At 47.1% G+C, this 26561-nt stretch carries 25 protein-coding genes; 14 read left to right on the forward strand and 11 right to left on the reverse strand.

Translation table 11 applies throughout. The features are described 5' to 3' along the window. The 5 genes from T491_RS0104300 (at position 1) to T491_RS0104320 (ending at position 7056) form a co-directional block, all read left to right on the forward strand. Positions 1–1152 carry a hypothetical protein gene (locus T491_RS0104300; protein ID WP_028902793.1) on the forward strand — a complete coding sequence of 384 codons (1152 nt, stop codon included), beginning with the start codon at positions 1–3 and terminating at the stop codon, positions 1150–1152. Between the two features lie 4 nt (positions 1153–1156). Next, positions 1157–2317, forward strand: coding sequence for a class I SAM-dependent methyltransferase (locus tag T491_RS0104305; protein ID WP_028902794.1), 1161 nt, complete (start codon positions 1157–1159; stop codon positions 2315–2317). Between the two features lie 71 nt (positions 2318–2388). Continuing rightward, the gene (locus T491_RS0104310; RefSeq protein ID WP_028902795.1) at positions 2389–3543 is read left to right on the forward strand and encodes a hypothetical protein; all 1155 of its coding nucleotides are present in this window, start codon (positions 2389–2391) and stop codon (positions 3541–3543) included. Next, on the forward strand, positions 3540–5489 hold the full coding sequence (locus tag T491_RS0104315) for a DNA topoisomerase IV subunit B (RefSeq protein WP_028902796.1): 1950 nt from the start codon (positions 3540–3542) through the stop codon (positions 5487–5489). Before T491_RS0104310 ends, T491_RS0104315 begins: the two co-directional genes overlap by 4 nt. Continuing rightward, complete coding sequence (locus tag T491_RS0104320) at positions 5482–7056, forward strand: S41 family peptidase (protein WP_036915241.1); 1575 nt, start codon at positions 5482–5484, stop codon at positions 7054–7056. Before T491_RS0104315 ends, T491_RS0104320 begins: the two co-directional genes overlap by 8 nt. Before the next feature lie 6 nt (positions 7057–7062). Here the strand turns inward: T491_RS0104320 and T491_RS0104325 are convergent, their stop codons facing one another. Genes T491_RS0104325 through T491_RS0104350 form a run of 6 tightly spaced genes read right to left on the reverse strand, consistent with a single transcriptional unit; the run spans position 7063 to position 10804 of the window. Further along, complete coding sequence (locus tag T491_RS0104325) at positions 7063–7851, reverse strand: Cof-type HAD-IIB family hydrolase (protein WP_028902798.1); 789 nt, start codon at positions 7849–7851, stop codon at positions 7063–7065. Between the two features lie 46 nt (positions 7852–7897). Beyond that, the gene (locus T491_RS0104330) at positions 7898–8299 is read right to left on the reverse strand and encodes an FMN-binding protein (protein WP_028902799.1); all 402 of its coding nucleotides are present in this window, start codon (positions 8297–8299) and stop codon (positions 7898–7900) included. A 13-nt stretch (positions 8300–8312) separates the two neighbouring features. Next, positions 8313–8735: an rRNA maturation RNase YbeY gene (gene ybeY, locus T491_RS0104335; protein WP_028902800.1), complete on the reverse strand. Its 423-nt coding sequence runs from the start codon at positions 8733–8735 to the stop codon at positions 8313–8315. A gap of 5 nt (positions 8736–8740) precedes the next feature. Beyond that, on the reverse strand, positions 8741–9190 hold the full coding sequence (gene coaD / locus T491_RS0104340) for a pantetheine-phosphate adenylyltransferase (protein WP_028902801.1): 450 nt from the start codon (positions 9188–9190) through the stop codon (positions 8741–8743). Position 9191: 1 nt separating this feature from the next. Next, the gene (ruvB, locus tag T491_RS0104345) at positions 9192–10226 is read right to left on the reverse strand and encodes a Holliday junction branch migration DNA helicase RuvB (RefSeq protein WP_028902802.1); all 1035 of its coding nucleotides are present in this window, start codon (positions 10224–10226) and stop codon (positions 9192–9194) included. Continuing rightward, the gene (locus T491_RS0104350; protein WP_028902803.1) at positions 10226–10804 is read right to left on the reverse strand and encodes a LemA family protein; all 579 of its coding nucleotides are present in this window, start codon (positions 10802–10804) and stop codon (positions 10226–10228) included. Before T491_RS0104350 ends, ruvB begins: the two co-directional genes overlap by 1 nt. A gap of 76 nt (positions 10805–10880) precedes the next feature. Here T491_RS0104350 and T491_RS0104355 point away from each other — a divergent pair, with 76 nt between their 5' ends. Next, positions 10881–12011, forward strand: coding sequence for an SGNH/GDSL hydrolase family protein (locus T491_RS0104355; protein WP_028902804.1), 1131 nt, complete (start codon positions 10881–10883; stop codon positions 12009–12011). A gap of 12 nt (positions 12012–12023) precedes the next feature. Here the strand turns inward: T491_RS0104355 and dusB are convergent, their stop codons facing one another. After that, positions 12024–12971, reverse strand: a complete 948-nt coding sequence (dusB, locus tag T491_RS0104360) for a tRNA dihydrouridine synthase DusB (RefSeq protein ID WP_028902805.1) — start codon at positions 12969–12971, stop codon at positions 12024–12026. 102 nt (positions 12972–13073) lie between these two features. On the opposite strand from dusB, the gene T491_RS0104365 reads away from it, so the two are divergent. Both T491_RS0104365 and dprA read left to right on the forward strand, forming a co-directional pair. Continuing rightward, complete coding sequence (locus T491_RS0104365; RefSeq protein ID WP_028902806.1) at positions 13074–14369, forward strand: DUF2851 family protein; 1296 nt, start codon at positions 13074–13076, stop codon at positions 14367–14369. Positions 14370–14373: 4 nt separating this feature from the next. Beyond that, the gene (gene dprA / locus T491_RS0104370) at positions 14374–15498 is read left to right on the forward strand and encodes a DNA-processing protein DprA (RefSeq protein ID WP_028902807.1); all 1125 of its coding nucleotides are present in this window, start codon (positions 14374–14376) and stop codon (positions 15496–15498) included. On the opposite strand, the gene T491_RS0104375 is transcribed toward dprA, so the two are convergent. Continuing rightward, complete coding sequence (locus T491_RS0104375; protein WP_155950029.1) at positions 15458–16348, reverse strand: Rossmann-like and DUF2520 domain-containing protein; 891 nt, start codon at positions 16346–16348, stop codon at positions 15458–15460. The two genes, dprA and T491_RS0104375, sit on opposite strands and share 41 nt — an antisense overlap. Before the next feature lie 61 nt (positions 16349–16409). Here T491_RS0104375 and T491_RS0104380 point away from each other — a divergent pair, with 61 nt between their 5' ends. Further along, positions 16410–17720: a TlpA disulfide reductase family protein gene (locus tag T491_RS0104380; RefSeq protein WP_028902809.1), complete on the forward strand. Its 1311-nt coding sequence runs from the start codon at positions 16410–16412 to the stop codon at positions 17718–17720. Then, complete coding sequence (locus tag T491_RS0104385; RefSeq protein WP_028902810.1) at positions 17717–18706, forward strand: lipopolysaccharide assembly protein LapB; 990 nt, start codon at positions 17717–17719, stop codon at positions 18704–18706. The genes T491_RS0104380 and T491_RS0104385 overlap by 4 nt, the downstream gene beginning before the upstream one ends. Positions 18707–18905: 199 nt before the next feature. Here the strand turns inward: T491_RS0104385 and T491_RS0104390 are convergent, their stop codons facing one another. After that, positions 18906–19523: a CatA-like O-acetyltransferase, family 2 gene (locus T491_RS0104390; RefSeq protein WP_028902811.1), complete on the reverse strand. Its 618-nt coding sequence runs from the start codon at positions 19521–19523 to the stop codon at positions 18906–18908. 160 nt (positions 19524–19683) lie between these two features. Here T491_RS0104390 and T491_RS0104395 point away from each other — a divergent pair, with 160 nt between their 5' ends. From T491_RS0104395 to T491_RS0104410, 4 genes are all read left to right on the forward strand, one after another. Continuing rightward, on the forward strand, positions 19684–20070 hold the full coding sequence (locus tag T491_RS0104395) for a BlaI/MecI/CopY family transcriptional regulator (protein ID WP_028902812.1): 387 nt from the start codon (positions 19684–19686) through the stop codon (positions 20068–20070). Then, the gene (locus T491_RS0104400) at positions 20067–21317 is read left to right on the forward strand and encodes a carboxypeptidase-like regulatory domain-containing protein (RefSeq protein ID WP_081773233.1); all 1251 of its coding nucleotides are present in this window, start codon (positions 20067–20069) and stop codon (positions 21315–21317) included. Before T491_RS0104395 ends, T491_RS0104400 begins: the two co-directional genes overlap by 4 nt. Positions 21318–21325: 8 nt before the next feature. Continuing rightward, entirely contained in the window at positions 21326–22213 is an 888-nt protein-coding gene (locus tag T491_RS0104405; RefSeq protein WP_028902814.1) for a GLPGLI family protein, read from the forward strand. A gap of 110 nt (positions 22214–22323) precedes the next feature. Then, the gene (locus T491_RS0104410; protein ID WP_197018793.1) at positions 22324–24846 is read left to right on the forward strand and encodes a carboxypeptidase regulatory-like domain-containing protein; all 2523 of its coding nucleotides are present in this window, start codon (positions 22324–22326) and stop codon (positions 24844–24846) included. Between the two features lies 1 nt (position 24847). On the opposite strand, the gene T491_RS0104415 is transcribed toward T491_RS0104410, so the two are convergent. Both T491_RS0104415 and T491_RS0104420 read right to left on the reverse strand, forming a co-directional pair. Beyond that, a complete protein-coding gene (locus T491_RS0104415) occupies positions 24848–25795 on the reverse strand; it encodes a bile acid:sodium symporter family protein (RefSeq protein WP_231480176.1) in 948 nt (315 codons plus the stop codon). Between the two features lie 5 nt (positions 25796–25800). Continuing rightward, complete coding sequence (locus tag T491_RS0104420) at positions 25801–26559, reverse strand: type III pantothenate kinase (protein ID WP_028902817.1); 759 nt, start codon at positions 26557–26559, stop codon at positions 25801–25803. Positions 26560–26561 lie beyond the last annotated feature (2 nt).

A 26561-nucleotide genomic window follows, 5' to 3' on the forward strand; every position in this document is an offset into this window, starting at 1 on the left:
ATGGATATAGCTATTTATACGCTCACGTCTGAGCTACACGATGAAAATGCCGTTGGTGCTGTGACCCAGGAGTTTCTGGGTAGCCTTGGCATTGATTACACCTTGAAAGGCAGTGATTATGCCGACTTCGGCATGAGTACATTATCTGTTATCTATGTACGTACCGGAGGCACCGAGGGTATCTTTAAGCGTTTGCTACCGCAGTTGCGCCAACAGTCTCAGGCGCCATTCTATTTGCTCACATCGGGCAAGAGTAATTCGCTGGCTGCATCGATGGAAATTCTCTCTTATCTGCAACAAAACTATCTTCAAGGCGAAATCATTCATGGTAGTGCCGACTATATAGCCCGTCGGTTGCAGGTGTTAGTAAAGGTTCAAGAGGCCAAACGTAGGCTGAATGGTACCCGATTTGGTATCATCGGTCAGCCTTCCGACTGGTTGATATCGAGCGTAGCTGATCCAAAAGTGGTGAAAACCAAGTTGGGTATCGATCTGGTGGAAGTGCCCATTGAGGAGCTGCTGGCAGGCATCGACCAGATAACCGAAGGCGATATGCCTGATCGTATCTATGGGGCGCTGAAGACCATTGTGGATCAATATCAGTTGAATGGCTTCACGCTCCGATGCTTCGACCTCCTGACAGCTGTTCGCAATACGGGTTGTTGGGCATTGGCCAAGTTGAATGCTGAAGGTGTCGTCGCAGGTTGTGAAGGTGATGTTCCGGCTATGCTGACAATGGCTATCACTCATGCACTGCTTGACGTTTCTGGATTTCAAGCCAATCCATCGCAGATTAACCCAGAGACAGGTGAGATGCTGTTTGCTCACTGCACCATACCACTGAATATGGTGGAGCGCTATGAACTGGATACGCATTTTGAGTCTGGAATAGGCGTTGGAATCAGAGGTTTTATGAATCTGGGACCAGTGACGGTGTTCAAGGTGTCTGGCGATCTCAAGCGCAGTTTTATCGCAGAAGGTGAGTTGGTAAGGAATCAGGCCAAGCCTGATTTGTGTCGTACACAACAGGTTATACAACTGAAAGATAACCTGCAGACTCATTATTTCCTGACTCAGCCGATTGGTAACCATCATATCATCACCCCTGGTTGTAACCGCCAGCTATTTGAGAATTTTATGGCATCACTTTAAGAATATGAACGAGGCAACATGCGAGTTTATTCGTAGTCATGCCAACGAGGACGTGCGCCAGTTGGCTTTCCTTGGGAAGAAACATCCTGAGGTCGATATGGCGTACGCCCTTCAACAAATAGCAGGCCGACAGAAAGCGCAGATAAAAATACCTTCTTGGGCAGCTATCGATGACATAGTATATCCGCCACATCTATCGATGGAACAGTGCTCGAGTGAACAAACGGCTCGCTATAAAGCCCAGATAGCTGGAAAAGGAGCAAAAATCGTAGATCTGACCGCAGGCTTTGGTGTGGACATGGCATTTATGTCAGCAGGCTTTACTGAGGCTGTTCATGTTGAGCGTATGGCATCATTGTGTGCCATTTCATCTGAGAACTACGCCAGTCTTGGCTTGCGTCATGTGAAGGTCGTAAACTGCGATGGTGTGGATTTTCTGCACCAGTTAGACAAGGCTGACTTGATTTTTATTGATCCGGCTCGTAGGGATGAGCATGGCGGTCGTACTTACGGCATAGCCGACTGTACACCTAACGTGCTGGAGATGATTGACGAAATGCTGGAGAAAGCACCTCGTGTGATGATTAAATTGTCGCCTATGCTCGACTGGCAGAAGGCTGTAGCAGAAGTTGGACATGTTAGCCAGGTACATATTGTATCTGTTGGCAATGAGTGCAAAGAACTCTTGTTAGTGGCTGAGCGCAGTGCCGAACCATTAAAGGTGTTCTGTGTGAACGATCAGCAGATTTTTCGTTATATGGCTAACGATGAAATCAGTGATTTTTATCAGCTGCCATCACAACTTTGTTTCCTGTATGAGCCTCATGCTTCAATAATGAAAGCAGGCTGTTTTAGACAGATAAGTCAGCGTTTTGCTATGGGCCAACCTGATAAGAATAGCCATTTGTTTTTGTCGGATAAGATGGTGTCTGGTTTCCCAGGTCGTGGGTTTGTAATTGAGCGTATCTGTTCGATGAACAAAAAGGAGCTGAAGACGGCTTTATCTGGAATCACGCATGCTAACATCGCTACAAGGAATTTTCCCCTTTCGGTGGCAGAACTGCGTAAGCGCCTGAAACTGAAAGATGGAGGCGAGGTGTATATTTTTGCTACAACCAGTGTGGAGAGGGGCCATCTGCTGCTGGTTTGCCGAAAAATATCTTAATATTTTTTGTTATTTCCTGCTTTTTTCCTATCTTTGCATCGTTTTATAAGCTTAACGAACAAAGAGAGAATATGTCAGCAGTAGAAATTAGAAAAGTCACCGACAAGAAAAGTCTTAAGGCTTTTATCGACTTCCATTACGAACTGTATAAGGGAAATCAATATGATGCGCCCAATTTGTTCAGCGACGATTTGCATACCCTGAGTAAGGATAAAAATGCAGCCTTTGAGTTTTGCGAGGCAGAATATTTCCTGGCTTATAAGGATGGCAAGATTGCTGGTCGCATCGCCGCTATTATCAATCATCGTGCCAACGAGAAATGGGGACGTCAGAGTGTCCGCTTCGGATGGATTGATTTCATTGATGATATTGAGGTGAGCAAGGCGCTGTTTGAGGCCGCAGAGCAGTGGGGGCGCGAGAAAGGGATGACAGAGATTGTTGGTCCGTTAGGCTTTACTGATATGGATCCGGAAGGTATGCTCCTTGAGGGCTTCGACCAGATGGGTACTATGGCTACCATCTATAATTACCCTTATTATCCTAAACATTTGGAGCAATTAGGTGGTTGGGAGAAGGATAACGACTATGTTGAGTTTAAGTTAATCGTGCCCAAAGAAGGCATGCCAGAGAAATTCAAGAAGATAGCAGAGTTGGTGATGAAACGATACAACTTGCATCCGACTCATCCCAAGCGTAGTCAGGTGTTTGGCAAGGAGCAGGTAGGACGTAAGGTTCTCGATGTGGTCAATAAAACCTTTGGTCATCTCTATGGCTACTCACAGATGACAGAAGCTCAGATAGATGAGTACCTGAAAATGTATTTCCCTATGCTCGATATGAACCTCATTTGTCTGATTGAGGATTGGAATACGCCTAACCACGACATTGTGGGTGTAGGAATCTCTATCACCTCAATGACACGCGCTTTGCAGAAATGCCATAAGGGACGTCTGTGGCCGTTTGGCTGGTGGCATTGCCTGCGGGCACTCAAGTTCCACAAGGCTGAGTGTGTCGATTTGATGCTGGTTGGTATCTTGCCAGAATATCAGCAGAAGGGTGCTAATGCCTTGTTGTTCTACGATCTCATTCCCATTTATCAGAAGTATGGTTTCAAATGGGGTGAGACCAACGTTGAGATGGAGACCAACGAGAAGGTACAAAGCCAGTGGCAGTACTTGGAGCACACCCAGCATAAACGTAGAAGATGTTTCAAAAAGAATCTATGAACGAAGATAACAACCAGATTAATCCTCAAAGCGTCAATTACGACGAAGGTAATATCCAGACCCTTACGGGTTTGGAGCACATCCGTTTGCGTCCGGGCATGTACATTGGCCGATTGGGCGATGGCTCATCCGCTGAAGACGGTATCTATGTGCTGTTGAAAGAAGTATTTGATAACTCTATCGACGAATTCAAGATGAAGGCGGGCGATAGGATTGAGGTAAACGTAGAAGACAATCTGCGAATATCCGTGCGTGACTATGGTCGAGGCATTCCTCAGGGAAAACTGATTGAATCGGTGAGTATCCTGAACACTAGTGGTAAGTTCGACTCAAAGGCTTTCAAAAAGTCTATCGGACTGAATGGTGTGGGTGTAAAGGCTGTCAACGCATTGAGTAGTCATTTCGAGGTACATAGCTATCGTGACGGTAAGGTGCGCAAGGCAGTGTTCGAATGTGGAAAACTGATCAGCGATGTTACGGAAACTTCACAGGATGAGAATGGCACTTATATTTATTTCGAACCCGATGCTACGAAGTTCGTGAACTACCAATTTCACGATGAAATCGTAGAAAACATGCTGCGCAACTATACCTATCTGAATATCGGACTGACCATTATGTACAATGGCCGCCGTATCCTGTCGCGTCATGGATTGGAGGATTTGCTGAAGGATCGAATGACCAGCGATGCGCTCTATCCGATTGTTCACTTGCAGGGCGAGGATATCGAAATAGCCTTTACTCATGCTAACCAGTATGGTGAGGAGTACTACTCTTTTGTAAACGGTCAGCACACCACTCAGGGTGGAACGCATCAGAGTGCTTTTAAAGAGCATATCGCCCGTACTATCAAAGAGTTCTATGGAAAATATGAATACGGAGATATCCGTACAGGTATTGTAGCAGCCATCGCCATCAATGTCGAAGAACCTTTGTTCGAGAGTCAGACCAAGATTAAGTTGGGCTCGCTCACGATGGCTCCTGAGGGTGGTGTCAGCATCAACAAATATGTGGGCGACTTCATCAAGACTGAAGTTGATAACTACCTGCACATTCATCAGGATGTTGCTGAGGTATTGGAGAATAAGATTAAGGAGAGCGAGCGTGATCGCAAGGCGATGGCAGGTGTTACCAAACTGGCTCGTGAGCGTGCCAAGAAAGCCAATCTGCACAACCGCAAACTGCGCGATTGCCGTATCCACTTCAGTGACGTGAAAAACGACCGCAAGGAGGAATCGTGCATCTTCATCACCGAGGGTGACTCGGCCAGCGGAAGCATCACCAAGAGCCGCGATGTTAACACACAGGCAGTGTTCTCGTTGCGAGGCAAACCGCTTAACTGCTTTGGCCTGACCAAGAAGGTGGTTTACGAGAACGAAGAGTTCAATCTTCTGCAGGCAGCTCTTGATATTGAGGAAAGTCTGGATACACTGAGATATAATAAGGTGATTGTGGCTACAGATGCCGATGTGGATGGTATGCACATCCGACTGCTCATTATCACCTTCTTCCTGCAGTTCTTTCCTGAGCTCATCAAGAAGGGGCACGTTTATGTGCTACAAACTCCACTGTTCCGTGTGCGCAACCGTCGTACTAAGATCAGGAATAAGAAGGTGATAGCTGAGGCCGATGCCAAATCAGACAAAAAGAGCGATTTCATCACGCGCTATTGCTATAGCGACGAGGAGCGCCAGAAGGCCATTGAGGAGTTGGGACCTGATCCGGAGATTACCCGATTCAAAGGCCTTGGTGAGATTTCACCCGATGAGTTCGCTGGTTTTATAGGTCCCGATATCCGTTTGGAGCAGGTAACGCTTCATAAAACAGACCAAGTAGCTAAGTTGCTGGAGTATTACATGGGTAAGAACACCATGGAGCGCCAGAACTTTATTATCGATAATCTGGTGGTTGAGGAAGACCGCCCTGAAGAAGATATCTATGAATAAGGTATTTGTATCCATATGTCTGTGCTTGATTGCGATGAGCGCCCAGGCACAGTTCCGTATCAATAACGCCGACGATTCACCGTTGCGTAAGTTGAATATTGCTGAGATTACTATTAATAATCTCTATGTTGATAGTGTTGACGAGAAGAAACTGGTTGAGGATGCCATCCGTGGTATGCTCGACAAGCTCGACCCTCACTCCTCGTATATGACGCCCAAGGAAGTGAAAGAGGCCAACGAGCCCTTGAGTGGTAACTTTGAGGGTATAGGCGTACAGTTTAATATGATTGAGGACACGCTTCTGGTCATCCAGCTTGTTGTCAACGGTCCCTCTGAAAAGGTGGGTATCATTGCAGGGGACAGAATCGTGTCGGTAAACGATACGGCTATCGCTGGTGTCAAGATGTCGAAGGAGGAGATTATGAAGCGCCTGCGTGGCCCAAAGGGTACTAAAGTAAAGTTAGGCGTGGTTCGTCAGGGCATCAAGGACCGTCTGACTTTTACCGTTGTCAGGGACAAAATTCCAGTCAAGTCGGTCGATGCGGTCTATATGATTCGTCCACAGATAGGATTTATCCGTATTGGCAACTTTGGTGCTACCACCCATCAGGAATTCATGGAAGGCCTAAAGAAGTTGCGTGATCAGGGTATGAAGCATCTGATACTCGATCTGCAGGAGAATGGTGGCGGTTACTTGAAGGCAGCTGTTGATATTGCCAATGAGTTTCTACAGCGTAACGACCTGATTGTCTATACCGAGGGGCGCAAGGTGCCTCGTATGGATTATAAGGCCGATGGGAGTGGCGTTTTTCGCGATGGTAAGATAGTTGTACTGGTCGATAGTTATACCGCCTCAGCAGCCGAAATTGTTACTGGTGCCATTCAGGATCAGGACAGAGGTGTAGTGGTGGGTCGTCGTACCTTTGGTAAGGGACTTGTGCAACGTCCGCTTGATCTGCCCGATGGCTCGATGATACGTCTTACAATTGCACATTACTACACGCCCTCAGGCCGATGCATTCAGAAACCCTATACCAAGGGCGATAATAAGGATTATGCTATGGATGTTATCAACCGCTTGAAAAGTGGCGAATTGACTAATCAAGATAGCATTCACTTTGTTGATTCGCTGAAATTCGAGACTCTTCGTCAGCATCGCATTGTTTATGGCGGTGGTGGTATCATGCCCGATGAATACATCCCGCTCGATACAACCATCTACACTAAGTTCCATCGTGAGCTGGCAGCAAAGAGTGTTATTATTCAACAGAACCTGCGTTATGTGGACAGCAATCGCAAGAAACTGAAGAAGGCTTGGCTGTCGTTTGCAGAATTCAAACAGAATTATGAGGTACCTCAGAGTCTTATCGATGCTATCCTGAAAGAGGGCGAGAAGCAGAATGTTAAGCCCAGGGATCAGGCTGAACTCAATAAAACCTTGCCTCATCTGCGCCTACAACTCAAGGCCCTGATAGCACGTGATATCTGGGATATGAGCGAATACTATTCCGTGTTCAACGAAGAAAACGAAATGGTGAAACGGGCACTTCAGGTGATTGCCAGATAAGGGGAACTAAATCAAGCCGAAGTGGCTTAAGGCATATCGGATGCCGTCTTCGTCGACAGTTGTTGTCACGAAGTCGGCTTCTTTTTTAAGTTCGTCAATAGCATTACCCATAGCCACGCCAATGCCTGCGCGACGAATCATCGTGCTGTCGTTGCCGCCATCGCCAAAGGCCATGGTGTATTCTGGGTCCAAGCCTAAGTGCTTGGCCATTGTCAATATGCCCTCGCCTTTGTCAGCTCCTAAAGCTGTTACGTCTGTAAAGGCCGGATGCCAGCGACCAGAGGTACATCCTGGCAGGCGGGCCATCAATTCCCGTTCGTAATCTTTGTCGAAAAAAGGTGTCAGCTGTAAAATACGTTGTTGTAGCACCTGCTCTACGGGTTTGGCCAGGTTCAAGTTCTCTACAGCTAAGTGCTGACGGAAAATCAGATCAACATCACCGTTGGGATCGAGCACTGCCGCATCCTTCTCGCCAATTACTATCAGACCGTAGTTCTTTTCGATACTATCCTCAACCACCAGTCGCGCCTCGTCCTGAGGAATCGACTTACAGGCAATCACCTCATTGTTCACAAAGCATAGAGCGCCGTTGGTTGTCACATAGCCGTCAATCAGGTGTTCGATAGCACCTAAATTGGTAATAATCAGTGGCGGACGACCTGTAGCAATGAATACCTTGTGCCCATTGGCCTTGGCCTGCGTCATAGCCAGAATAGTAGAAGGCGGAATCTCGTGAGTCTCGAAGCTCACCAAGGTCCCGTCTATATCAAAGAATAGTGCATATTTTCTCTCCATAATCGCCTGCATTAATGCGGGAGGGTGAATTCTTTGTTATTAGAGATTACTTGTGACTCTGATAGTAATCGAGTCCAAGCTTAACGTTCTCGATGACTGCCTGGGAAGAGTAGGTGGCACCTGTAACGGCATCAACCTTCAGGGCCTTGGCATCCTTGACCTTCAAACCATTCCATTTTTCCAGCAGGGCTTTCTTCACCTTGAGAAAATATTTGGGGGTTTCCTGGTTCTTCAGGGCCTCAATCTTAACGACTTTGTTCTTCTGTATATAAATCTTCACTGGGGTAGTGCCGAGAAAACCTTGTACATCCTTGCCCAGAGTGGTGGTGTTGATGACGGTCATGCCGTTATCCTTTGTCATGACATCACTGGCTATCCCGCTTTGCAGCGTGAGAGCGCCAACAATCAGTGAGCAGCAGCTCACCAACTTAATTAAACTCTTCTTCATATTTTCTTAATACCTACCTGTTATCCTTTAACATGGCGAGGGCCTTGTTTTCGGCAGCTTCCATAATCTCTCGCTCGCCTGGCCCCTTGTCGTTGATGCCACACAGATGCAGAATGCCGTGGATAATCACACGGTGTAGCTCCTCGTCGTAAGGGCGACTAAACTTATCGGCATTGGTAAACACGGTGTCTACAGAAAGGTAGATGTCACCGCTGATAGTCTTACCTTCTGAATAGTCGAAGGTGATGATGTCTGTGTAGTAGTCGTGACCTAAGAACTGGTTGTTCACCTCGAGAATTTTCTCGTCGTTTACAAACAAATATCCGATTTCACCGACTTTCTTACCGTAACTGGCTGCCACCTGGCGAATCCAATTGGTGGTCTCTCGTTTTTTGATGTTGGGGAACTTTACCCCTTCAGCTTCGTATATAATCATATTAGCTATAGTTTTTTCGGTAGATAAGCACTGACGTCAACACCAAAGTGCTGTAGTTCGCGCACGGCGCTCGATGAGATGCTGGCCAGTTCTGGCTCAGTATAAAACAGTATGGTTTCTATGCCGCCCAACTTGCGGTTGAAGTCGGCCTGCCACTGCTCGTATTCAAAGTCGCTCACAGTTCGCACGCCTTTCACGATGAACTGGGCGTTTTCTGCTTTGGCGAAGTCCATTGCCAGACCGTGATAGGGCTTTACCTCGATGCGTGGCTCGTTTGCATAGAGTTCTCTGATGGCCTGCATGCGCTCTTCGGCTGATGGCATATCAGGCTTGTGCACATTGTCGCCTACCACACCAATGACCAAACGGTCGAAGAGTGGCAAAGCGCGACGCACGATGGAATCGTGACCAATGGTGAAGGGATTGAAACTCCCCACAAATATTCCTGTTCTCATATCAGTCAAACAGATTGGGTTGCATAATGTTTCCGCCGTACGGATTGCGGCCAAAATGCTTGTAGGCCAGTTCGGTAACCATACGGCCGCGAGGGGTACGTTTGATAAAGCCCTCCATAATCAGGAATGGTTCGTAAACCTCCTCTACCGTTCCTGCATCCTCGCCGATGGCGGTAGCGATGGTGGTAATGCCTACAGGACCGCCACGGAACTTATCGATGATGGTCAGCAGAATCTTATTGTCGATTTCATCAAGACCATACTTATCGATATTCAGAGCCGTTAGGGCTATACGAGTAATCTTGGTGTCAATCATACCATTGCCTTTCACCTGAGCAAAGTCGCGTACGCGGCGCAACAGGGCGTTGGCAATACGGGGCGTTCCACGAGAACGACCTGCAATCTCCAAGGCGGCATCTTCTGTGATGGGTACTCCAAGGATGCCTGCCGAACGCTCGATGATGGTTTGCAGCGTTTCGGGTTCGTAATACTCCAAGTGCATGTTTATACCAAAACGCGCTCTGAGCGGAGCTGTCAGTAGTCCGCTGCGAGTGGTGGCTCCCACTAAAGTAAACGGATTCAGGTCAATCTGGATACTGCGTGCCGAGGGGCCTTTATCAATCATGATGTCGATGCGGTAGTCTTCCATTGCCGAGTAGAGATATTCCTCGACTACTGGCGACAAACGGTGAATCTCGTCGATAAACAGCACATCGTTCTTTTCGAGCGATGTGAGGATGCCTGCCAGATCGCCTGGCTTATCCAGTACAGGACCGCTGGTAATCTTGAAACCTACGCCCAATTCGTTGGCAATGATATTCGAGAGAGTGGTCTTGCCCAGTCCAGGAGGACCGTGCAGTAATGTGTGGTCGAGTGGCTCGCCACGATACTTGGCTGCCTCGACAAATACTTCTAGATTCTCAACAACCTTCTTCTGACCGCTGAAATCACCAAAACTCAACGGTCTTAAAGCATTCTCAAAGTCTTTCTCTCCCTGCGAGAAGCGTTCTTCGCGTATGTCGAAATCCTCGTTCATTACTTCTTGAATGCTTCGTCGAGGTTAGGATACTCTTTCTTTTGTTCGTTGTCTACCTTAAGATATTCCTTCATGTCGAAGTGCAGCATCGAAGCGACGATGCTTGAAGGCCACTGACGAACCATGCGGTTCATCTTGGTTGCGGTATCGTTATAAACCATGCGTGAGATACGTACATGCTCTTCGTATTCCTTCTGTCCGTCCTGTGCTTTGGCATACAGATCGCTGGCCTTCAGTTCTGGATATTGTTCAACTACGACGTTCAGACGCCCCATCATCTGTCCTAACAAATCGGCCTGCTGGTTGATGGCTGCTGGTGTATTTGCAGGAGCGTTACCACCACGAGCTTGAACCGTTTGGATGATGGTTTCACTCTCGTGCTTGGCATATTGGGCAGCGGTCTTGGCTAAAGCGATAATCGCATCGAAACGCGAATTGAGCTGAACCTCTATCTGGCTCAGGGCATTTTTGCACAGTTCATCAAGGTTTACCAGTGTACGCTGGGTTGAGATGAAATAACCGATGACGATAACCGCCAATGCAACGATTATACCGAATATGAGTCCTATTCCTTGCATAATTAAAAATATTTTGGATTAACGGCGCAAAGATACGAAAACTTTTTGTATTTTTGCAGGCAAAAGCTAAAATTATATGAAAAAAGTAATTATTCTTGCCTTCGTGGCAATGATGTGCCAACAGCTGATGGCCATTAAAACAGTACCCGTTCAGGGAAGTATCATCCGTCCTACTGATAAGCATATTCAGTACACCGGACGTATAAGTTTTACCAATCCTGACCGTCCGGCTTTTAATTATCCAGGTATTCAGATTTCTGCCGCTTTTGAGGGCACTTCCCTGCGGATGCTTGCAAAGCCCAAGAGTGGCTATTTTATGGCGCAGATAGACAAGGCCGAGCCTTTCAAGGTGGCGTTTCGTGGTGAGCGCGATTCGGTGGTTACGCTGGCCACCGCGCTGGCCGATGGCGTGCATACGGTTAAACTGATGTATGTCATTGAGGGTTACGAGTTCTATCCTGAGTTCTGGGGCTTTGTGCTCGATAAGGGCAAAAAACTGGTTGATGCGCCTGCTTTGCCTTCAAGAAAGATTGAATTCATCGGCAACTCTATCACTTGTGGCTATGGTAACGAAGGATTGAAGAAAGAGGAGCATTTCGATTATGCCACAGAGAATCATTATTACAGCTATGCCTCGATCACGGCGCGCAACCTGGATGCCCAGCACTGGGTGGTGGCTCGTAGCGGCATTGGTGCCTATCGCAACTATGGCGAGGCTAAGAGCGGTTCGCCTCGTTCGTGCATGCCTGTTCAATATGAGTATACAGGCTATGCTTACGACCTGAAACTGCGCCAGGAGGCCAGTTTCTTACGTGAGAAGTGGGATTTCACCCGTTATCAGCCCGATGTGGTGTGTATCAACCTGGGCACCAACGATATGTCGACCAACAACTATGATTTGAGGTTGCTCAAGCAGGGCTATCAGAAGCTGTTGCAGCTGGTGCGCCAGCATAATCCCCAGGCTAAGATTGTTTTTCTGTCGGGCTCGATGCTGTACAACAAGGAGTTGCAGCAGGTGAAGCAGTTGCTCGATGGTGTTGTGGCCGAAGCCAGGAAGGCGGGCGATGCTGAGGTGTACCGTTTTGATATGAGCCCCATCTCAGACGATGCGTGGTACGGCAATGACTGGCATCCTAATGTTTATCAGGATGAGAAGATGGCTGGCGAACTGACAGCCTATCTGCGGTCATTGATGAACTGGTTTTAATGAATAGGCGGATTAGCCCAGCTGTTTTCTCGTGTCCTCGAGAATCTGCATCAGCTCATCCATCTTTTCGGCTCGCAGCATGGCGATACGTGTTTGACGGAAATCGGGAATGCCTTTGAATATAGGAGTGGCAGCGAGGTGTCTTCTGGTATGGAGGATGCCTCGCTTCTCGTCTATGCGCTCCACGTTGATGCGTAGCAGTTCTTCAAGGATGTCGAGTTTCTGATTGAAACTGAGCTCCTCCCGGCTGAATATCCACGGACAGCCGAATGTGGCGCGGCCTATCATGATGGCATCCACGCCATAGGTGTTGAAGGCCTCGTCGGCCTCGTCAAGGCTGTGAATGTCGCCGTTGCCGATGATGGGGATATGTATCTTGGGATTGCGCTTCACTTCGCCTATCAGCGTCCAGTCGGCCTCGCCTGTGTACATCTGGGCACGGGTGCGCCCATGAATGGTGAGCGCCTTGATGCCGCAGTCCTGCAGCTGTTCGGCCAGTTCGGTGATAATGAGCTGCTCGTGGTTCCAACCCAAACGGGTTTTTACTGTTACAGGAAGCTTCACGGCATCCACCACCTTACGGGTAATCTCAAGCATTTTGGGGATGTTTTGCAACATACCTGCGCCAGCACCTTTGCCTGCCACTTTTTTTACAGGACAGCCAAAGTTCAGGTCAATCAAGTCGGGACCAGCTTGTTCTACAATCTTGGCAGCCTCGACCATAGCCTCTACATCGCGGCCGTAGATTTGTATGCCTACAGGTCGCTCGGTATTGCTGATGGTTAGTTTTGATATCGTCGACTTGACATCACGTATCAGTGCCTCGGCACTGACGAACTCCGTATATACCATAGCAGCTCCGAACCGCTTGCACAGCAGTCGGAAACCAATGTCTGTCACATCCTCCATCGGTGCCAAAAACACCGGTTTTTCACCAAATTCTATCTCTCCAATCTTCATTTCGGCTGCAAAGTTAAACATTTTTCTGATAAAATTTGGTTGATTCATAGGAATAATGTATTTTTGTACGCAAAATATTACTATCGAACTAAATTTGTCAAGATGGAACAGTTACTCCATTACACTTGGAAGTTGAAACTCTTTCCGCTCAAAGAGCTGAGAACGAGTGACGGTCAACTCGTAGAGGTGATTGACCCTGGTAAAATGAATCACGATTCCGGACCTGATTTTGTCAATGCCAAAATCAGAATCAACGACACGATGTGGGCAGGCAATGTGGAAATCCACGACAAGTCGAGCGACTGGTATCAGCATGGTCACGATAAGAATCGCGACTACGATAATGTGATTCTGCATGTGGCGAAGGTGCTAGATACGGAAGTGATGAAGAGCAACGGACAGTATGTGCCTCAGGTTCAGCTGGATGTGCCACAGCATGTGCAAGCGCATTACGATGAACTTAAAAGGACAGAGGAGTACCCTGCTTGCTATAAGATCATCCCTGACTTGCCATCGCTGGCGGTACATTCATGGATGGCTGCACTGCAGACGGAGCGTCTGGAACGCAAAACTGAGGATATCCGTGAGCGGGTTAAACTTTGCAATGGATCATGGGAGGGTGCCTATTTCATGACTTTGGCACGAAACTATGGATTTGGCATCAACGGTGATGTGTTTGAGCAGTGGGCACGTAACATTCCGCTCAATGCGGTTGCTCACCATCGAGATGACCTGTTCCAGATTGAAGCCATCTTTATGGGACAGGCTGGATTACTAGAACTTGAGGCTATACCAGCGTATTATCAGACGGAGGCACTCAACGACGGCTACTTTGCCCGTTTGCGTAACGAGTATCAGTATCTAGCGCATAAATTCTCGATGAGACCGATTGATTTTAAGTTGTGGCGATTCTTGCGACTGCGCCCTCAGAACTTCCCGCATATCCGAATATCCCAGCTGGCCAATCTGTATTACCAGCAAAAGGCGGGGCTGAGTCAGCTGATAGAGTGTGATTCTCTCGACCAATTGAAAAATGTTCTCAGTTCGCACGTCACCCCTTATTGGGAGACGCACTATACATTTGGCTCTACCAGTTCTAAAAACGAGAAACATCTGTCGTACGGATCCATTAATCTGTTGACTATCAACACGGCAATTCCTATGTTGTTTGCTTATGGACGGCATTGCTCCAAAGAAGTGCTTTGTGATAGAGCCTTCGACTTTCTGGAACAACTGAAGGCTGAGAACAATCATATCATCCGCATGTGGCTACAGGTGGGATTGCCTGTGAAGACGGCTGGTGACTCGCAAGCTCTGATACAGCTCAAAAAGGAATATTGCGATAAGAAAGACTGTTTGCGTTGTCGCTTTGGTTACGAATATCTTAAACGCAAATAAACTTATGAACCAGGAAATTTTCTATGCAATGGCGCTCACGCGTCTGACGAACTTCAATTTTCAGCAGGCCTTAGAACTATACAGGGCTGCAGGCAGTGCACAGAATCTGTATGAGCACAGAAATGAAATCGGTGATATCATTGAAGGATGTACGCCACGGCTCATTGAGGCGCTAAAAGACTGGGGCGATGCGATGAAACGGGCAGAAACTGAAATGAAATATATGGAAGAGCATCGCATTCAAGCTTTTTCGTTGATGGACGACGACTATCCTCAACGGCTACAGGAATGTCCTGATGCACCGTTAGTGCTATATTATAAAGGTCATGCAGACTTGAATCAACAGAAGATAATCAGTATTGTTGGTACACGTCACATGACGCGTTATGGTGAAGATATTATCCGCAAGTTTGTCAGAGAGTTGCATGAGATGTGTCCCCAAGTGCTTATTGTGAGTGGTCTGGCTTATGGTGTGGATGTCTGTGCGCATAAGCAGGCACTTGAACAGGGATACGATACATTGGCAGTATTGGCTCACGGACTCGATCAGATTTATCCCTATCATCATCGTGATGTGGCTGCAAAAATGGTAGAACATGGCGGGTTACTGACTGAGTTTATGACCCTGACCAATGCTGATAAACCTAACTTTGTGCGTCGTAATCGTATCGTGGCCGGTTGTTCTGACGCGACAATTGTGATTGAAAGTGCTTCTAAAGGTGGTAGTCTGATTACTGCCGAGATAGCCCAGAGCTACGATCGGGCGGTGTTTGCTTTTCCTGGCAACATTGGTTTGCCGTATTCCGAAGGTTGTAATCATTTGATTCGCGATAATGGGGCTGCGCTGATTACCAGTGCCGAAGATTTTGTGAATGCTATGGGGTGGCAGCATGACGTGATTCGTCAGCAGGCTCTGGCTGAAGGTATCGAGCGCCAACTTTTCCCTGATCTATCAGATGATGAACAGAAAATCGTGAGTCTGCTACAGCAAACCAACGATCTGCAATTAAATATCCTGAGTGTCAAGAGTGGAATTTCTATCGGTCAGCTAACCGCCATTCTCTTCCAGCTTGAGATGAAAGGTGTGGTCAAGCCTTTTGCGGGTGGAATGTATCATCTGCTGATGTAGCATCTTCGTGAATGCTCTCGGCCATCAACCGATAGATCTGCTTGGTACGTTCATCGTTCAATAGGTCAATCTGCATGTTCATCACGCCTACATCGTAGCGTACCATAGGGCCAGTCTGGGCCTGTTTTGGATTTAGTTCTGATACTTTTTTCGCCGTTTCATCGATAAGTGGAAGGAAAAGCTTGAAGTCTATTTGTTCTTCTTCAAGAACCTTTTCGGCTAAGCGATAGCAGTGGTTAGTGAAGTTGCAGGCCAGCACGGCTGCCAAGTGAATTTTTTTGCGCTGACTCGAATTGGCCAGCACCACATTGTCAGATATACTTTCTGCCAACGAGCGGATAACGCTGAGGGTTTCCTCGTCCGAAGCCTCAAGAAAACACGGAATCGGTTTGAAGTCCACCTTTCTGTTTTTCGAGAATGTCTGCATGGGGTATAGTATGCCGTAGTGCTGTGCCTTACCTTTCAGTACGTCGATTGATATGCTGCCTGCTGTGTGTACCACAATGCCATTCTTAGCATTACGTCCAACTTTCTCGGCTAATCTACTGATGGCATCATCCTTGACGGAGATAATGAACATATCTGCATTTTGGCTGATTTCATCGATGGATGTGGTGTATGTGCACCCTAACTTATCGGCTAACTCATTAGCATGCTCAGCTGTTCGGCTATATACTTGCTGGATATGATGTCCAGCTTCACTCAGTGCCAGCGACAATTGCGTGGCCAGATTTCCAGAACCAATAATAACTATCTCCATGACTCTTACTTTGATAAAACGCTGCAAAGATACAAAAAAAATGGCACAATTGTCTTGTTTGTCACAAAGATGCAAACAAATTTCAAACATTTATTGCATCTGGTTATCGTTTTTTTATGTAACTTTGTGCCGTTAAACAAAAAACGAAAATATGAGAAGTATCATTCTGGTAACGTTGTTGGCGTTCGAGACCATCAGTGCTTCTGCCCAGAAGTGGGTGGGGGTGCCTGAAAACAGGTTTGCGGTGACGGTGAAGATAGATTCTGCTATTGCCAGCGAAACTCAGAAACTGTATATGTACTCGATGATTGAGAAGGAGATGCAACTACACGACTCAATCAGTTTCGATGCTGAGCATCGGGTGGGTACCATGCATGGCTTTGTGCCTTATGAGTATAATGTAAATCTGCTCTTCCAGCGTCGTGGACCTCAGTGTGTGCCCGTTGTGGTGAAGGGCGGTGATAGCTTGACGATCCATATTGGTGATGAGGACGATGGCTTCCGTTTCCGCTATATAGATAAAGTAGAGGGGTCGCCTTCTACACTTGAGATGGTTAGGTTTGAGCTTCAAAAGGATAGTATCCGTCAGGAATATCTTAACCAGAACAGTCAAGCGCGTCTATATGACTTGAGTGATGCACAACGCGACTCGATTAATTTGCTGGCTAAGATGGAGGAAGCCAAGATGGAGCGATTTATCATGGACTATGCCTGTACTGGCAATAGCCCCTATTCGGTGATTGATGCGGCAAGCCATGTGTTTTATTCCTTCCGTAGATACCCTACGATGTATCCATGTAAAGAGGAAGAGGTTGATGCGATGATGAACTCTCTGCTGAAGCGTTTTCCTGATTATCCGCCGATGAAAGCCTTCGTGAATGATAGTACTATGGGTTCCTATATGTCAGCACAGAGTTTTGAAATCTGGGGAGCATTGGAACTGCGTGTTTATAGCGAGCGATTCAAGAAGGATGAAACCATTACGATGAAACCGCTGAAAGTGGGTGATTACATGAATCTGCGACTCTATAATGGTCCCAAGCAGAATACGAATGATTTTCGCGGAAAATACTTATTGGTTGATTTCTGGGCTTCGTGGTGTCAGCCTTGTATGGCTCAGATGCCCAATATCCGCTATGCCGCACAGGAGTTCCGTGATGATCTGGTAGTATGCTTGATAGGTATGGACGAGAATCGTAAGCAGTGGTGGAGCACCGTTAAGGAAAAGGATTTGCGAAACAAGGACGCCAGACAGACTGATCGCCCCTACAAGATTTACAACTATTACGCCTATGATGATAAGAAAAGAGCATTATATCCAGAGTATCAACAACTTAAAATTCAGACCATTCCTCATAACTATCTCGTTGACCGCTCTGGCCGTATCATCGCCAAGAACATCAGTATTACGCTGGCAATCGATAAAATCAAAGCATTATTAGAAAAGGAGAAATGCCAATGAAACGAATCCTTATAACACTATTCACTATCAACTGTTCGCTATTCACTATCTCAGCTCAAACACTTGAGAGACTCCGTGCAGATGCCGTTCGCTTAGCATCACGTGGCTATTTCAACAAGAGTCTCGACTGTCTGCGACAGATGTCTGCCGACAGTTTGAACACTGAGGATATGCGCCTGTACTACAATAACTTTGTTCAGCTGGGACAGAACGACTCTTTGGCCTACTGGGCCGATGAAATGCTGAAAAACAATCCTTATGATGCTGCTTTGATAGCCGATTATACCCCACGCCTGAATAAAGGTTGGCAGGGTGATATCGCTTGGAAGAGTTTCCCTGACAAGGTCATCACTATCTGTCGTAAGTACGTTGAACAAGATTCAACCCATATCCTCATCAACCGCCAATTAGGTGAGGCTTATTATAACATGGGCAACTACGATATGGCGCAACTGGAGTTGAAAAAACTGGAGGCTATCGGCGACACCTGTTTTGGCACCCTCTACACCCTCGGGTTGACCTATCAGCGTATGGGCGACAACTCCACTGCCTACGACTATCTGTATCGTGCCTACGAAAAGAACGACCATCATCCTTATTGTCTCTTTGTATTAGGTATTGTGAGCAACAAGGTTGGTCTTGGCGCTGAGGCTTTATCATATCTCGATGAGGCCAAAAAACTACTGATGCCTGATCGCCAGACACTTTTTCGTCTGCATAAGGAATTGGCTGAGGCTTTCAGGTTAAAGTCGGAACCCGATTTCCGTTTGGAGGAACTACAGGAATGTATGCGTTATGCTGAGGAAAAAGATGTAAACGAGCTTACCTACCAGATGGCTCAGTGCTACTTTGTCCTCAAACAGCGTGACAAAGCCCGTGACTATTTCAATAAGTTCCTTGAAGCCACTGAAAACAAAGAGTACAACGATAAAATCAAGGAGATGCGCTCCAGTGCTCAGCGCACTCTCCGTATGATGATGTGGTAATGATGAACATACATCCCAAATTGTCGGTTACCTATGAGGTACATTATCAGAAAGTAGAAGAAGTGGTAAAACACGAAAATTTGGTGTTATAGACACTTTTATGCTAGAACGTGTAGCAGAAATTATGATGCTGGAGTATTGGGATCGTTCTGCTCATTTGTCGAAAATAACTGGTAGTTCCCAGCTTTGGAACTTAGGGTTACAGCTGCTTGATGATTTGCTGCAAATCCTCGAGATATCTGGCGGCATGACCGCCATCCATTTGGGCATGATGGAACTGCATGGAGATGGGAAGCGTTACCTTGAACCAACGTTTGCGATAGCGGCCCCACGCCAGGAAGGGATTATTGAAAATGCCGCTGTATTGGTTGACGATGCTATCGAGTTCTGTACCCGTCATGGCCGAGGTACCGATAATCATCGCCTCCTCATCGAATGTGCTCTCACAAGTGTCGATGGCTGTCTGTGTCATCCGCTGGTAATCGGCAGCGAACTGCTCAAAATCATCGCTATAAGGCACATCGCACGAACAGATATCGCCCTTTTTGTGGTTGACAATCACGTTGATGGCCAAGCGGTCGTACTTGTACAGCTTGCCGTTCTCGGGTAGCAGGTAGAACTCGGACTTTTCACTGGCGGCACGCCCCATACACCAGCACAGCAGCGTGTTAAACTTCACACCCCTGCGCTTGCACACCTTATACAGTCGTGTTACATCGAACGTTTTGGTAAACGTAACCATAGGCACGGGCGACTTCATCCAAAGACTGAAAGCATTTGCCCTGCTGGTTTCCTGCGGATTAACTTCTTGTTTCATCGTTTATCTATACTTCCTGCGCTGCAAAGATAGTGATTGCTGGTGAAACCACCAAATAATTGAGCTAAATGATGTTAAATACTAAAAGTTTAGTTGATAAAATTTGGAACTACTAAATATTTAGTATATATTTGCAGGCGAAACTTAAAACGTCATAACAATGAAAGAGAAAAAGAAGCAACTAACCAAGGGCGAGACGCAGGTGATGAACATCCTGTGGAGCTTGCCAGAACAGCAGGGATTTATTCAGGACATCATCGACCGCTATCCTGAACCTAAGCCAGCTTATACAACAATCTTGACGTTTATGAAGATTCTGACCGAAAAAGGTTTTGTAAAGCCAGAAAAGGTAGGTAAGGCCAATCGTTTTTCGCCGTTGGTGAGCAAGGAAGATTATACCTACTCGTTTATCAGTGATGTAAAGGATACGTTTTTTGGCGGTTCATTCACATCGCTTGTCAGCTTCTTTGCCAAAAAGGAGCAATATACCGACGAGGAGTTGGCAGAACTGAAGGAACTGATGACAAAAATCGAGGCAAAACGATGATAACGGCGTTTCTATTATATATAGGTAAGGTGGCGATACTGTTGGCAGTGTTCTATCTGTTCTATCGCTTGCTGATGGAACGTGAGACTTTCCACCGCTTTAATCGGGCTATCCTGCTCCTGTCGGTTTTGATAGCCTTTATCCTTCCGCTGTGCGAAATCACCCTGCACAAAACGGTTGTGGCTGCATCCATGTCTGTATCTAGCTCTAATGTTAAAGTTGGTATTGTATCGGATAGCCCCTCAGCAACTTACGGTAATCCCCTCCTATGGCTATTCCTCGTTTATCTTGCAGGCGTAGTATTGAAACTGCTCCATACTGCTATCAGCATCTATCGTTTGAATAAGTTGATTAGCCATTGCGAGCAGCACCCGCAAGCGGATGGTACCACCATTGCCGTTTGCGCTCAGAATATTGCTCCGTTCAGTTGGTGGAACACCATTGTGTTTTCGCGTCGCGACTATCAATTGCAGGATTCGGCCCTCTTGGTTCATGAGCGGGCACATATCAATAGCTATCACTCATTCGATCTGTTGCTGATGGAACTGGCGATTGCCCTGCAGTGGTTTAATCCAGCCATCTGGCTGATAGGTAGTGAGTTACGTGCTGTTCATGAGTATGAGGCCGATGCCAGTGTGCTTTCGGGTGGCGTAGATGCACACCACTATCTGAACCTGCTGATGGATAGAGCTAATGCCAAACTGGAGTGTAAGTTGGCCAATGCCATCAGTCAACAAACACTGAAAAAACGTTTTCAGATGATGGCGCGCCATCGTTCCAAGCCCTCGCGTCTGCTCAAGGTGCTGTATCTGCTCCCCGTTGTAGCCATCACCTTAGCTTTGAATGCTCAGACGATGATTCACTATCAGGCGCCAGAACTTGCTCCCATCCATCCAGTTACTGATACTGTTCAGACGCCAGTGCCACAGAAGGTGGTACCAGCCCCTGTAGTTCAGTCTCATAAACAGCCAAGTACCCAAAACACGGAACCTCAGCTGGAAACCGCATTGCTGACGATTTCAGGAACGGTGGTTGACGAAGAAGGCAATCCCTTGCCAGGAACTGCTGTAAAGGTATATGACGGTACAACAGGTACGATAACTGATTTTGATGGTAAATTCTCGCTTAAAGTACCCAAAGGTACAGTGGTAGATTTTCTGAATATTGGTGTGGCCACAGTCTCCATACAGGTAAAGAGCGATATGACTGACCAGAAGATAATACTTAAAAAAGACGGATCAAACTAATCAGAAATATGAAAGCAAAGCCCTTAACCCTCGTTGTGCTGTTGTGCTTTTGTCGCATCAGCCCCGTCTCAGCCCAGATACAGGAGACTTTCTGGCATTGGCAGGTGATAGATACTGCTCAGATTGTGTGTACTTACGAGTACACGGATTATATGTTCGTCCGTTCTCGTCATTTTAAGGAGCATGAGACGTTTCTGCTGGCGATAGGCAATCATCTGTCTAAATACTACAGTTATAATGGCTTTCAGAAAGATTCGCTCTTTTACACCACGTCGCAGGCAAAAGAAGAGTACCACCGACGGGTGAGAGCAGGGCTGAAAGCCAAAGGAAAGACCAAGGATGAATCGTTTGCAATGATGATGGCTATCATGCCGAAAGGAGAAGACACAAAAATCTATAAGCATTATCCCAAGGATAGCTTGACGGTTCAGGATTGGGTGACGTCCAGGCGGATTTTCTATACAGAAGCCATGGAACCGCAGGCTTGGGAGATACTGTCCGATACCACTGTAATACTTGGCTACCCCTGTCAACGGGCTGAATGCGATTGGCGTGGGCGTCACTATACGGCTTGGTTCACAGAAGAGATTCCTATCAGTGATGGACCGTATAAGTTTCATGGTTTGCCAGGACTGATTCTGGCAGTCAGAGATAGTACCGATGAATACTGTTGGGAACTCCGGGGGATAGAGATGCCTGATAAACAACGCATCTATCATAGCGAACCACCTAATGGCGATCGCTATGAGCGTACCGATCGAATTGATCTACTTAAGAAGATGTGGAAACAGAGATTAGCGCTTATTAAGAAGGCCAATGCTGATGATGTGATGCTTGGCTATCCACCAAAGGAGACCGAAGATCCCTATGATCTGATAGAGTTAGACTATAAGTAACCGAACAAATCCACTTAGATTAAAAAACAAATTCACTGAAATTGTTGTTCAAATTCACTGAATTTGTTCATCAAATACACTGAATTTGATATTAAATGAATAACCCCTTGATGATAAGGATATTAGCTTTTTCCTGTTTTTTAGTCATCTCTACCCTTGTTTGTTCAGCTCAGATAAGGGTGATAGGACGTGTTACGGATAGCCAGAGTGGGAAACCGTTGGCTAAAGTAATCGTGTCGGCAAGAGATAAAGACAACAAAACCAAAAGCTTTGTACAAACCAAAGCCGATGGCACCTATATGCTTACAGTCGCTTCAAATCCTGCTACACTGCATTTCTCAATCATTGACTATAAGAAAAATACCATTCCTTTTGTATCTGGACAAACGGAATATCATGTAACCTTGGAGCAGTCGGCTATCGAGTTGAGAGAGGTGAAAATCAAATCTCAGAAGATTCGCCAGCGGGGCGATACCTTAGTATATAGCGTGGCCAGCTTTGCTAAAGACGGCGATCGCTCCATTGGTGATGTGCTGAAAAAGATGCCAGGCATACAGGTGGCCGAAGATGGCAAGGTGTCGTATAACGGCATGCCCATCAATAAGTTCTATATCGAAGGCAAGGATCTGTTGCAAGGCAAATATGGACTGGCCACGAAGGGCGTAGAGCATAAGGATGTGAGTAGCGTTGAGGTGATGACGAATCACCAGCCTGTAAAAGCCCTAAAGAATCTCTCGGAATCAGAGCAGGCTGCTATCAACCTGAAACTGAAAGACGGTTCGAAGTCGCATCTCATTACGACTATCAATGCAGCCTTGGGCACACCAGAACTATGGAATGGTAACCTCACGAACATGATGTTTAATAAACAATGGCAGATGATTTCTACCTATAAGACCAACAATACTGGCGAGGACCTGCAGCGCGACATCCGAGAACATATCGACATCTTAGATAGAAAATCGCAGACATACAGTGAGACCGACTATCTGGCGCTGCCCGCAGGGAAACAGTCGGAACTGGAGCAGCAGCGTACGTTGTTCAATAAAACACATCTGCTATCTACCAACTGGATTTTTGGTATTGGTCGCGATGCCACGCTCGATGCCCAGGTGTCGTATCTTACGGATCGCCAGCACCATGAGTACGAATCGAAGACGGAATATTTTCAGTCGGCAGGTAACCGTATGATCGAAGACCGTTTGCATAGTATGGCTGGTATAGAGCGGTTGGCAGCCAAGATGACCATCGAGGTGAATCGCGACAGTAACTATCTGAACAATATCCTGCGAGCCGACTTGGGGTGGGATGGGGGCGATGTGCTCACAGGGGGTACCTATGATGCCACCCAGCACCTCTATCTGCCTCGTCATCAACTCAGCAACTCACTGGAGTACATCCATCGCAAGGGTAAGAACGCACTGACGGTCAATTCGCAGAACCAGTGGGCGTGGCTGCCGCAATATACCTTGGTGGTGAGGGAGGGTGCCAACTACCGTCAGGCACTAAGGCGGCACGCGTTCTATAGCGATGAGCATGTGAACTACGACCTGGGCGTAGGGGCTTTTGTTGTGGCGATGGAAGGTGGTATAAACTACCTTGATCGCAGTCTGAACGACGATCGTATCCGTAGGTATCAGACTTATCTGACACCAACTTTGAAATATCCGCATCGCCATTTCAACTTTACCCTACGCCTACCACTGAGCTACTATCACTACGATTTTGGTGATAGCAAGTGCGATGATTTGAATTATGGTAGTAGCTTGGGTGTATCGTATCGAGGCATTCAGAATCTTTCGTTGTCGCTCACAGGCGGTATCAGTCAGAATCCTTACAATATCAGTAACCACTTTGGCGGACAGCTGATGACGAACTATCGCACTATGACGCGTGGCACTACTGAATATGGCACAGCCACGGGCAAGAGTGTGGCGTTATCTGCTTTCTATCAGAATTCTTCTAATGGGGTATTTGGCTTTCTTACTGCCACCCGTATGTGGAACAAGAATCCGTTTGTGTCTATCCAGTCGTTCGATGGCGACTGGTTGATAAATGGATTGATGCTCTGTCCTAACCATAGTAGTTCGTGGCTTGTAAATGGTAATATCGAGACCATGCTGCCATTCATGGGTGGCATGTTTAAGCTCTATGTCAACTGGCTACAGCACGATCGCGAAATGTTTACAGGTGAAGTGTTGACGGCTTATCGAAATAATCTCCTGTCGCTCGATGCTATCATCAACGGTACATTGTTTAAGAAACTCAACTGGAAGTACGAACTGGAGTATGGCAATAGCAGGCTGCGTATGGGGAATGAGGCTGCCAACAGCCTTCAGAGTTTTGAGCATAGTTTCTCGCTTTATTATTCGCCAGTTAAGAAGCTGTTGCTTTCATTTGTCGGCGAATATTATCACAACGAAATCGTGCGGCACCAGTACACCGATCATCTCCTATTGGATGCTAAAGCCATCTGGAAACTCCGGTCAAACTTCGAACTCACTTTTACGCTCAAGAACATGCTTAATGTGAATCATTATGCTTATACCACTTATACGCAGTTGATGAAATACTCATTATCACAGCCCATCCGAGGCCGCGAACTGTTGGTGAGTATCTATTTCAGACCATGATTTATATGTTATCGCGGCGCAGGAAGAGGCCTGCGATAATGGTACCGCTGATGCTGTGCCAGGCGCAGCTGATGGCGCAGGGGAGGACGGCTAAAGGTTGGGCGGCGAAGAAATTGCCAGCAAGCACCGTTGCAAGACCCGCATTCTGCATACCTACCTCGATACTGATGGTGCGTTTCTTGGCCTTAGAAAAACCAGCCAGTCGCCCCGAGGTATAGCCAAGAATATAGCCCAGCGTGTTATGACAGAAGACAACAGCAAACGTCCAAAGGAAGAGCCAGAGCCCACGAGCTATCAAATCGTCGTGAACAGTCGAAATGACACCACCCACGATACAAGCTAAGCAGGTAACACTCAGACCTGGCATCAGCGACTGGACTGTGGGGAAGTGCTGACTTTTGGAGTAGGTATAGTTAAGAAAACAGCCGATTCCAACAGGGATAATCGTTACAATAAGGATGTTCAGAAACATGCCGATAGCGTCTATTTCGATGATTTCGCCAGCAGTCAATTCCATCAGTAGGGGCGTCATCACAGGTGCCAACAGAGTAGAGGCACAAGTCATGCCCACGCTGAAAGCTACATCGCCATGACAGAGATACGACATGATATTGCTCGAAACGCCTCCAGGGCAACAGCCCACCAGCAGAATGCCTAATGCCAAAGCTGGCTCAAGACGGAATACATGCACCAGTACATATGCTACACAGGGCATGATGAAGAACTGGGCACAAGCACCAATCAGGATGTCAAACGGTCGGCGAGCGAGTATGCGGAAATCGTCGGTAGTCAGTGTAAGTCCCATCGTCAGCATGATAATGCCAAGAATCACAGTCTGTGTGGTGCCGCGAACCCACAGAAACATATCGGGCACAAAGAATGTGACCACCGCAATAAGGATGATAAACAGCGAGGCATTTGAAGCGAGCCAGCGGCTCAGTTGTATCATATATTTCATGTCCTATTTAAGAGTCCTTTGAAGAGCAGGTAGGGGTCGATGGTTATCTGGTGGTGGCAGTGCTGGGCGATGGTGCGCGACATGCCGCCAGTGGCGATGATATGGGGCTGACCGTTAAGGGTGGGGAGTATCTGGTTGATAAGACCGTCGATCATGGCGGCGGTGCCGTTTACGATACCGCTCTGCATACACTCTAAGGTGTTGCGACCAATGAGATGCTGGGGCTTTTCGATAGTGATGGCAGGCAACTGTGAGGCGCGTGCGCTGAGGGCGTTCATAGATGTTTTTACGCCAGGAATGATGATGCCACCGCGGAACACCTTGTTTTCGTCGATAACGCCGATGGTGGTAGCTGTGCCAAAATCGATCACAATGGCAGGCACGCCATAGCAGCAGGCAGCGCCAATGGCGTCGGCCAGTCGGTCCTTGCCCAACTGGGCGGGCGACTCAACATCTATCGTGATAATGCCCTGGGCATCGGCAATCGAGAAGAAATGGGGCTGCAGACTAGTCAAGTCGGTAATGGCCTGAGCCATATCGTCGTTCACCTCTGGCACTACCGATGAAATAGTAATCTGCTGGATATCAGCAGCCTCTACGCCGTACTTGCGCAGACCTTGGCGCAGTTCGTACCGGAAGAAACTGGCCGTTTCTTCCTTCTTAGTCTTGAAACGCCAGGTGTTTGAGATGTTACCTTGACCATCAGCCAAAGCAACTACTACGGTAGAATTGCCGATATCTATAAGTACTTGCATAT

Origin of the sequence: Prevotella sp. P6B4 (genome assembly GCF_000619985.1) — a bacterium.
In the GTDB taxonomy this organism is placed as follows: Bacteria; Bacteroidota; Bacteroidia; order Bacteroidales; family Bacteroidaceae; genus Prevotella.